This window comes from Pseudonocardia sp. EV170527-09 (assembly GCF_008369905.1).
Lineage (GTDB): Bacteria > Actinomycetota > Actinomycetes > Mycobacteriales > Pseudonocardiaceae > Pseudonocardia.
Window position 1 is genome coordinate 42,437 of record NZ_VRMC01000040.1, and the last position, 8,635, is coordinate 51,071.

Genomic DNA, 8,635 nt, shown 5'->3' on the forward strand with positions numbered 1-8,635 from the left:
ATTCTCACAGATCGAGCACGACCATGAACGACTTCGTCGCCGGCGCTCCCGCCGACCGCCTGCCCACCCTCGTCCGCACACGTACCGGGTACCGCGTGTACGACCCGGCCCTGATCGCCGGCACCGACTACGTCGTCGACGACGCGGGCGACCTCGTCTACACCCGGCTCCCGGCCGGCGCGCTGACCGGCACCGCCGTCGTCGCGGCCGTCGTGGTGGCCCTCACCGTGGGCGAGAACAGCTGGTCCCGGTCGGCACTCGCGTTCCTCGTCTGCCTGCCCCTCGCGCTCGGGCTGGTGATCGGGGTGCTGTCGATCATCCACGCGGTCACCGACCCGGTCCGGGCCTACCGCGCTCGCACCGGGCACACCCGCTTCGCCCGCGAGATCACCGAGTCCGACACGGCTTCCTGGCAGCTGTGCGCGCGTGCCGAGCGGCTCGCGGCGACGCCGTCGTGGCAGGCGGGCCGGATCGACCCGTCCCGCAGCCTCGGTGTCCTGCTGTGGACCGCCGTCGCCGGTGGGGAGGCCTGGGCCGCCGAGGCACTGACCCAGCTGGCCGAGCCGGCGACGGGCCCGGACCTCACCTCGGTCTGAGCCCTCCGCGGGCCCGTCAGACCGCGTAGCGGGCGACCGGGAGCAGGGCGTCGGCGTCGCGACGGTCGGCGTCGGTCGCGACGCAGGCCCGCAGTGACCGGTGCAGCGCGTCGGAGTCGAGACCGGTGCCGATCAGGACCAGGGTGGTACGGCGGGGCTCGTCGACGTCCCACCGGGTCCGGTGGAACCGCACGTACCGGCCGACGGTGTGGAGGTCCCAGCGTTCCCGGGCCGGGGCGGCGGCGAAGCGCACCGAGCCCTTGATCCGGTACAGCCCGGACGGCCGGGCGTCGAGCAGGTCCTGCAGGCGGGCGGCGTCGAGCGGCTCGTCGCTGAGGAACGTCAGGCTCTGGTAGCCGGCGTGCAGGTGCTGGGCGTGCGGCTCGTCGACGCGCTCGCCGAGCATCAACTGCCGTCCCGGCACGATCTCGATGTCGAACAGCAGCGCCGGGTCCACCGCACCGTCGCGGACCGGGACGATCGGCGCCCGCGGGTTGGCCTCACGGCACAGCCTGCGGACCCGCCAGAGCGGCCCCGGCCCCACCCTGTCGATCTTGTTCAGGACGACGAGGTCGGCCATCGCGACATGCTTGTCGAGCTGGGGGTGACGGCGCCGCGAGGTCTCGAACTCCGCGGCGTCGACGACCACGACGAGCCCGCCGAAGCTCAGGTGCTGGCCGAGTGCGTCGAGCACGAGCTGGACCAGGGTTCCGGGCTCGGCGATGCCGCTGGCCTCGATGACGACGACGTCGATCTCGTCGCGGCGGCGGGTCAGCGTCTCCAGCACCGAGGAGACACCGCCCTCGCCGACCTCGCAGCACAGACAGCCGTTGCCGAGCCCGACGACGTCGCCGGCCTGTCCGGCCACGCGCATCGCGTCGATGCCGACCGACCCGAAGTCGTTGACGACCACGCCGATCCGCGCGTCCCCGCCCGCGGCGAGGAGGTGGTTCAGCAGCGTCGTCTTGCCGGCTCCGAGGAATCCGGCCAGCACCACGACCGGGATCTTCCGGGGCATCCGTCATGCCTACCACGAGCGTGTCCACACACCGTGACGCGGGCGTGACCCGTCACGGACCCCACCGGGACCCCCGATCGGACCACTACAGTGCCGCCATGCCCGACACAGCCGCCGGACGCCCGCAACGCGGAGTGATCGCCGTCGCCGGAGAAGCACTCGTCGACATCGTCCCCGCGCCGACGCAGGCGGACCGCACGTCCACCGAGCAGTACTGGCAGCTCGCGCCCGGCGGCAGCCCGGCGAACGTCGCGGTCGGACTGTCCCGCCTCGACGTGCCGACCCGGATGCTGGCCCGCCTCGCCGACGACCTGCTGGGGCGCAAGCTGCGCGCCCACCTCGCCGACAACGGGGTCGACCTGTCGCACTCGGTCGAGGCGGCCGAGCCGTCGTCGCTGGCGCTGGTGGAGCTGGCCGCCGACGGGCAGGCGTCCTACGACTTCCGGATCGCGGGCACCGCGGACTGGCAGTGGACCGACGACGAGCTCACCGGCGCCCTCGACGACGGCCCGACCGGCCCGGTCGTCGCCGTCCACTCGGGATCGCTGGCGCTGACCACCGCGCCCGGCCACGATGCGCTGCGCGAGCTGCTCGCCTCCGCCGTGGACACCGCGACGGTCAGCTACGACCCGAACGTCCGGCCGTTGCTGATGGGCTCACCGGAGGAGGTCCTGCCCGGCGTGCACGAGCTGCTGGGCGTGGCCGACGTGGTGAAGGTCAGCGAGGAGGACCTGGGCTGGCTGCACCCGGGCCGCAAGCCCGGCGACGTCGTCGGCGAGTGGCTCGAGCTGGGCCCGGCGGTCGTCGTGGTCACCCTGGGGGCGGACGGGGTGCTGGCCGGGACGTCGTCGGGGCTGCACCTGGCGCTGCCCGGCCGCACCGTCGAGGTCGTCGACACGGTGGGGGCCGGGGACAGCTTCTCCGCCGCGCTGCTCGCCGGACTGCACCGACGTGGGCTGCTCGGCGCGACCGCCCGCGACGACCTCTACCGCATCGACCGGCCGACGCTGGAGGCCGTGCTGACCGAGGCCGTCGCGGCGTCGGCGATCACCTGTTCGCGGCACGGCGCGAACCCGCCCACCCGGGCGGAGCTCGACGCCGCAATCTGACGCCGCAGTCCGGCCTCAGCGCTGCTCGTGGGCGAGCATCGCGGTCTGCGCCTGCTGTTCGGGCCCGGACAGCTCGCGCGGCTTCCGGCCCGGGAAGTCGCGGGGCTGCCCGGTCGCGGCCGAGCCGGGCGGCAGGCTCAGCGTGGCCGCGCTACTCTGCGGCAGCGCCCACTGCCGGGCCCAGTCCATGTGCATGGCGGTCGGGCCGCCGGCGTTGCCGAAGTAGTCGAGCTGCATGGTCATGTTCATCGGGCGCGGCGGGAACTGGTCGGTGTCGGTGTTGGAGTACCACTCCTTCCCGTTCACGTACCCGGTGATCTTCTCCGGGGTCCACTCCAGCGCGTAGGCCGACCACTGCGTCGAGTCGTGCTTCACCGACCCGTGGTCCTGGTCGTTGTCGGGTCCGTAGTGCAGGAAGAAGCTCGTCTTCTGGCGGGAGTCGTCCATGATCTCCATCCAGTCGATCTCGCCGCCGACCGGGAAGTCCTCGGCGACCGGCCAGAGCAGCAGCAGCGCGTTGATCCCGCCCTGCCCCTCGTCCGACTTCACGCAGGCCTCCCACCGGCCGTAGCGCTGGCCGGGGTGCCAGCTGACGGCGCCGGTGTTGCCGTCGGCGTCGGCGGAGATGCTCATCGCCCCGTCGGCGACGGTGACCGCCTCCGGGGTGCGGGTGCCCTTCTTGTTGTGGCCGGGCTCGGGGCCGTAGGGATGCCAGTCCGGCGGGACCGTGGTGCCGTCGAAGTCGGACTCCCGGGTGGGGGCGCCCCAGCCGAGCTTCTGTGCCGCGGTCTCGGTGCAGTGCGATGACGCCGGGGGTGCCGCGGGGTCGGCGGCCGTCCGGGTCACGACGCCCGCCGAACCGGCGGGTGCTGCCGACGCCGTCGACGCCCCGGCCGTGGTGACCGCCGACAGCGCGAGCGTCGCGGCCAGCATAGCCACCGTCGCCCTGGTCCTGGTCCGCACCGTGGATCACTCCTGTCACTCGGTCACCTGCAGCCCCATCTCACGTGCGCTGAGTGAGGAGCACCAGTCGAACCACCCGTACGGGGAGTGCGCGGACGAGTGGGATGCGGTCACAGGTGGACCGACAGTGATCACACCGCCGCCACCGGTGACGTCGGGTGACCGTGGCGGCGCACGGCCGCGGGCGCTGCGCAGGGGACCGCGGGAGCAGCGGAGCAGGGCAGGGCCGGCGACCCCGCGCGCCCGCCTGCCAGAGTGGCGGCGTGACACGTCCCGACCTCGCCGTCGCGCTGGACCTCGCCCCGCACCCGGAGGGTGGCTGGTACCGGCGGACCTGGACCTCGCCGGTCGTCGTCGCGACCCCGTACGGTCCACGCCCCTCGGCGACGGCGATCCTCTACCTCGTCGACGCCCCCGGCCGCTGGCACCGCGTCCGGTCCACCGAGCTGTGGTGTCGGCACTCGGGCCCGGAAGCCGACCTGGTCCTCGGTGGCGACGGGCCGGACCCCGTCCCCGCGGCCCGGTTGCGGCTCGGGCCGGGAAGCCCGCAGCAGGAGGTCCCGGCCGGGGTGTGGCAGCGGGCGGAGCCGGTCGGGCCGGGCCCGGTCCTGGTCAGCTGCGTCGTCTCCCCGGGCTTCGACGTCGCCGACTTCGAGCTGCGCTGAGGGGACGGGCTCAGCGGCGCAGCAGGCCTGCCCGGTCGCGGGTGTTGCGGATCCGCTCCGGGTCCACCCCGCAGGCGACGGCGCGGGCGCAGCCGTGGTCGAGCCAGTCGAGCTGCCCGGGGGCGTGCGCGTCGGTGTCGATCGTGAACTCGCACCCCGCCTCGACGGCCAGGCGCAGCAGCCGCTTCGGCGGGTCCAGGCGTTCCGGCCGGGAGTTGATCTCGACCGCGACCCCGTTCGCGGCGCAGACGGCGAACACCGCGGGCGCGTCGAACTCCGACTCCGGGCGCTTCCGGCGGCCGGTGACCATCCGCCCGGTGCAGTGCCCGAGGACGTCGACGTGCGGGTTCGCGACGGCGGTGAGCATCCGCTCGGTCATCTCGTCGCGGGGCATCCGCAGCTTCGAGTGCACGCTGGCCACCACCACGTCGAGCGAGGCGAGCAGGTCCTCGGACTGGTCGAGGGCGCCGTCGTCGAGGATGTCCACCTCGATGCCGGTGAGCACCCGGAAGTCCGACCCGGACGCGGCGATCCGCTCGTCGAGCTCCGCGATCTGCTCGACCTGGCGGCGCAGCCGGTCCGCCGACAGCCCGTTGGCGACGGTCAGCCGCGGCGAGTGGTCGGTGACCACGAGGTAGTCGTGGCCCAGCCCGATCGCGGTCTCGGCCATCTCGGCGAGCGGGGAGCCGCCGTCGGAGGCGTCGGTGTGGCTGTGGCAGTCCCCGCGCAGGGACTCGCGCAGCCGCAGCGCCGCCTCGGCCAGGGGGATCCCGGTGGCGTCGGCGCGGGCGACGGCGTCCTCCAGCCGTCGCAGGTAGACCGGCTCCTCCCCGGCGACCGACTCCCCCACGCAGCGCGCGGTCACCTCGCCCACGCCCTTGAGGTCGGTCAGGCCGCCCGCGGCGTGCAGCCGGGCCAGCTCCTCGGCGCTGCGGCCGCGCAGGGCGGCGGCCGCGGTGCGGAACGCGCGGACCCGGTAGGTCGACTCCTGGGCGCGTTCGAGCAGGAACGCGATCCGGCGCAGGGCGGCGACGGCGTCTCTCACCCCGCGCAGGCTAGCGGCGCATCCACCGGCGGGCGCGCCGCGTCCACGCCGTCTCCCACACCGTGGGCAGCCTGCGCTCGAGGTCGAGCATGGTCGCGGTGTCCCGGCCGTGCAGTACACCGAAGGTGAACCCGTTGCCGTGCTCCGCGCCGGCGCGGGCCCCGAGGGTCCGCAGGGTCTCGCGGGAGACGACGGCGTCCTGGTGCTCGCCGAGCACGTCGGAGACCTTCTTGAGCCGCTTCGCGAACGCCCGCGCCTCCTTCCCGACGCTGGGCCGGGCGACCTCGGTGGCGTAGCGGAGCTGCTTGCCGGTCTTGCGGGCGTCGTGCAGCGACTCGGGGGCGACGTGGCCGGCGTCGAGGTCGGCCAGCGCCCGCTCCATCCGCCGCTCCAGCTTGCGGGCGGTGCGTCCCACCATCGCCGGGACGACCGTCGCGGCGGGCCTGCGGGCCCGGCGCGACAGCGGCGGGTCGGCGAGCAGCCGGCGCAGGGCGCCCTGCAGCGCGGCGTAGCGCTCGCCGTCGACGACCTCCAGCACGGCGGCTCCGGTCTCGGCGCGGGTGCGGGCGAAGTGCCGGGTGACCGCGGCCTGCACCGGGCCCAGCAGCAGCTCCGGTTCCAGCGCGGCCAGCCGGGCGGTCAGGCGCTCCTCCTGCACCTCGGCGTCGCGCTCCCCGGCCAGGGCCCGGCCGAGCCAGCGCAGCTCGCCGACGAGGTGCCCGACCCGCGGCCCCTCCAGGAGCGTGCCGTAGGTGCGCAGCGCGCTGCGGAGCCGGCGGGCGGCGATGCGCATCTGGTGGACGGCGTCGGGCCGGTCGGCGCGCAGGTCGGCCTCGCGGGCGGCCAGGGTGTCGACCTGGTCGCCGAGGTAGCGCAGGAGCAGTGCCCCGGCGCTGCCCTTCCGGCCGGTGCGGCGCGGCGGGTCGGCGGGCGCGGCGGCGGCGAGCAGCGCGGCGAGCCGGGCGTGCGCGCCGCGCGGGGCACGCACGAGTCCGGTGTCGCGCAGCGCCTCGTCCAGCTGCCGGAGCCCGGCGGTGTCGGCCGCCCCCGGCTCCACGACGGCCTCGGTCCAGCTCTCGACGGTCGCGACCTCCCCGAGCAGCGCGACGTCGACCTGCTCGCGGGCCAGCGTGGCGAGGTCCGTCCCGGTCGCGTCGCGCAGCCGGTCGACCTGGCGGGTCACGTGCACCCGACCGACCGGGACGAGTGGTGCGTCGCCGCGGACCCCGCGGACCAGGGCGTCGACACCGTCCGGGACGGCGCGCTCGCCGGTCACGCCCTCGACCTCGCTCGCGGGCAGCGGCACGCGCAGCGGCTCGTCGGCGTCGGGCAGGCGCAGCACCCAGGTCGTGGACGGCGGCACCGCCGACGCGCGGTCGGGCACGGTGTGCTCGACGACGAGCTCGATGCCCGCGGCGACCAGCCGCAGGTCCGCGGTGTCGACCCGTTCCACCTCTCGGACCTCGGCCTCGACCACCGGCACGACCTCGGCGACCCCGGCGACGCCGGTCAGGCGCGGCGCACCGGCGTGCGACGGACCGCGGTAGGTCAGCGCGAGGGCGGAGGGGACGAGGGCCGGGTCGGTGGTGCTCATCCGAGAGTGTTCCCGCTCCCCCGGCGACCACGCGCGGCCATCCGGGCGACATGCGCGGTTCAGACCGCCTTGCCCGGGTTCAGGATGCCGTCCGGGTCGAGCGCGGCCTTCACCGAGCGCTGCAGGGCCAGCACCCCGGGGCCCAGCTCGCGTTCCATGCCGTCGCGCTTGAGCAGGCCGACGCCGTGCTCCCCGGTGACCGTCCCGCCCAGCTCGACGGCCGCGTCGATGATCTCGTCGAACGCGGCGCGGGTGCGGTCCCGGGCGTCCGGGTCGTCGTGCGGGGTGAGCATCAGCGGGTGCAGGTTCCCGTCGCCGGCGTGCGCGACGGTCGCGATCCGGACCCCGCGGCGACGGCCGATGTCCTCGATCCGGGCGAGCATCTCCGCCATCCGGGGGCGGGGGACGCAGACGTCCTCGGTCAGCATGCCCATCCCGAGCTGCTCCAGCGCGGGGTAGGCCATCCGGCGGGCGGCGAACAGCGCCTCGGACTCGGTCGCGTCGGTCGCGGCCATCGCCTCGGTCGCGCCGTGCTGCTCGAAGGCCGCGAGGATCGCGTCGGCCTCGGCGGTCGCGGCGGGCTCGGGCAGGTCGGTCTGGGCGAGCAGCAGCGCGGCGGCCCCCTCGGGCAGCCCGGCGTTGCGCCAGGCGTTGACCGCGGCCAGGCACTCCCGGTCGACCAGCTCGAACACCGCGGGCTGCAGCCCCTGCTCGGTGACGGCGGCGACCGCGGCCCCGCAGTCGGCGAGGGAGTCGAAGAACCCGACGACGGTGCGCGGCGCGGCCGGGCGGGCCGGGCGCAGCTTCACGGTGATCTCGGTGATGATCCCGAGCGTCCCCTCCGAGCCGACCATCAGCCCGGTGAGGTCGTAGCCGACGACGCCCTTCGCGGTGCGCCGCCCGACCCGCACGACCTCACCGGTGGCGGTGACGACCTCCAGGGCGAGCACGTAGTCGCGGGTGACGCCGTACTTGACGCAGCACAGCCCGCCCGCGTTGGTCGCGACATTGCCGCCGATCGTCGACCAGGGCGCCGACGCCGGGTCCGGCGGGTACCAGAGGCCCTGCTCCGCGCAGGCGGCGCGCAGGTCGTCGTTGACCACCCCCGGTTCGACGACGGCGAGCCGCTCCCCCGCCGAGATCTCCCGGATCGCGGCCATCCGTTCCAGGCTGACCAGCACGCAGCCGTCGACGGCGTTCGCCCCGCCGGACAGCCCGGTGCCCGCACCCCGCGCGACGACCGGCACCCGGTGCGCGGCGCAGGCCCGCACGGTCGCGGCGACGTCGGCGGTGGTCCGCGCCCGCACCACGCACAACGGCGTGCCGTACTCGGCCCACTCCGCCTCGTCGTGCACGTAGGGACGCACGACGTCGGGGTCGGTCAGGACCCGGTCGGCGTCGAGCGCGGCCGCCAGCTCGGCGAGCACCGCGCGCCCCGCGGCGTCCGGGCCGGAGGCGTCCAGCTCCACGGGCGCGGCGGAGCCGCCGAAGGGCCGCCCCTCCGGCGCGACGACGACGGGGGCGGCGGCGGTGACGCGGTCGGGCATGCCCACGACGGTAGGTCGCCGGCGCCGACGCGGCCAGCGCCTGCCGGCCCTCCCCGGCGGGGCCGGGCGGCGGAGGGCCGGCAGGCGCTGGCCGCGTC

Annotated in this window: 8 protein-coding genes; 3 read left to right on the forward strand and 5 right to left on the reverse strand. The window is 75.5% G+C overall.

Annotated features, from left to right (window positions below; genetic code table 11):
* Nucleotides 1-23 precede the first annotated feature (23 nt).
* Nucleotides 24-596 (forward strand): hypothetical protein, encoded by a 573-nt coding sequence (locus FVA95_RS14460; protein ID WP_149664695.1) that lies wholly within the window; start codon nt 24-26, stop codon nt 594-596.
* Nucleotides 597-612: 16 nt separating this feature from the next.
* On the opposite strand, the gene FVA95_RS14465 is transcribed toward FVA95_RS14460, so the two are convergent.
* Nucleotides 613-1,614, reverse strand: a complete 1,002-nt coding sequence (locus tag FVA95_RS14465) for a GTP-binding protein (protein WP_060711046.1) — start codon at nt 1,612-1,614, stop codon at nt 613-615.
* Between the two features lie 98 nt (nt 1,615-1,712).
* On the opposite strand from FVA95_RS14465, the gene FVA95_RS14470 reads away from it, so the two are divergent.
* Nucleotides 1,713-2,723, forward strand: a complete 1,011-nt coding sequence (locus tag FVA95_RS14470) for a carbohydrate kinase (RefSeq protein ID WP_240051487.1) — start codon at nt 1,713-1,715, stop codon at nt 2,721-2,723.
* A gap of 15 nt (nt 2,724-2,738) precedes the next feature.
* Here FVA95_RS14470 and FVA95_RS14475 read toward each other — a convergent pair whose 3' ends face one another.
* On the reverse strand, nt 2,739-3,656 hold the full coding sequence (locus tag FVA95_RS14475) for a glycoside hydrolase family 16 protein (RefSeq protein WP_240051490.1): 918 nt from the start codon (nt 3,654-3,656) through the stop codon (nt 2,739-2,741).
* Between the two features lie 293 nt (nt 3,657-3,949).
* On the opposite strand from FVA95_RS14475, the gene FVA95_RS14480 reads away from it, so the two are divergent.
* Entirely contained in the window at nt 3,950-4,351 is a 402-nt protein-coding gene (locus FVA95_RS14480; protein WP_149664697.1) for a cupin domain-containing protein, read from the forward strand.
* Nucleotides 4,352-4,361: 10 nt separating this feature from the next.
* Here the strand turns inward: FVA95_RS14480 and FVA95_RS14485 are convergent, their stop codons facing one another.
* The 3 genes from FVA95_RS14485 to FVA95_RS14495 are packed head-to-tail and all read right to left on the reverse strand — an operon-like array spanning nt 4,362 to nt 8,537.
* Nucleotides 4,362-5,396: a PHP domain-containing protein gene (locus FVA95_RS14485; RefSeq protein WP_149664698.1), complete on the reverse strand. Its 1,035-nt coding sequence runs from the start codon at nt 5,394-5,396 to the stop codon at nt 4,362-4,364.
* Nucleotides 5,397-5,406: 10 nt separating this feature from the next.
* Nucleotides 5,407-6,990: a CHAD domain-containing protein gene (locus FVA95_RS14490; protein WP_149664699.1), complete on the reverse strand. Its 1,584-nt coding sequence runs from the start codon at nt 6,988-6,990 to the stop codon at nt 5,407-5,409.
* A 59-nt stretch (nt 6,991-7,049) separates the two neighbouring features.
* Nucleotides 7,050-8,537 carry an FAD-binding oxidoreductase gene (locus FVA95_RS14495; RefSeq protein WP_240051488.1) on the reverse strand — a complete coding sequence of 496 codons (1,488 nt, stop codon included), beginning with the start codon at nt 8,535-8,537 and terminating at the stop codon, nt 7,050-7,052.
* Nucleotides 8,538-8,635 lie beyond the last annotated feature (98 nt).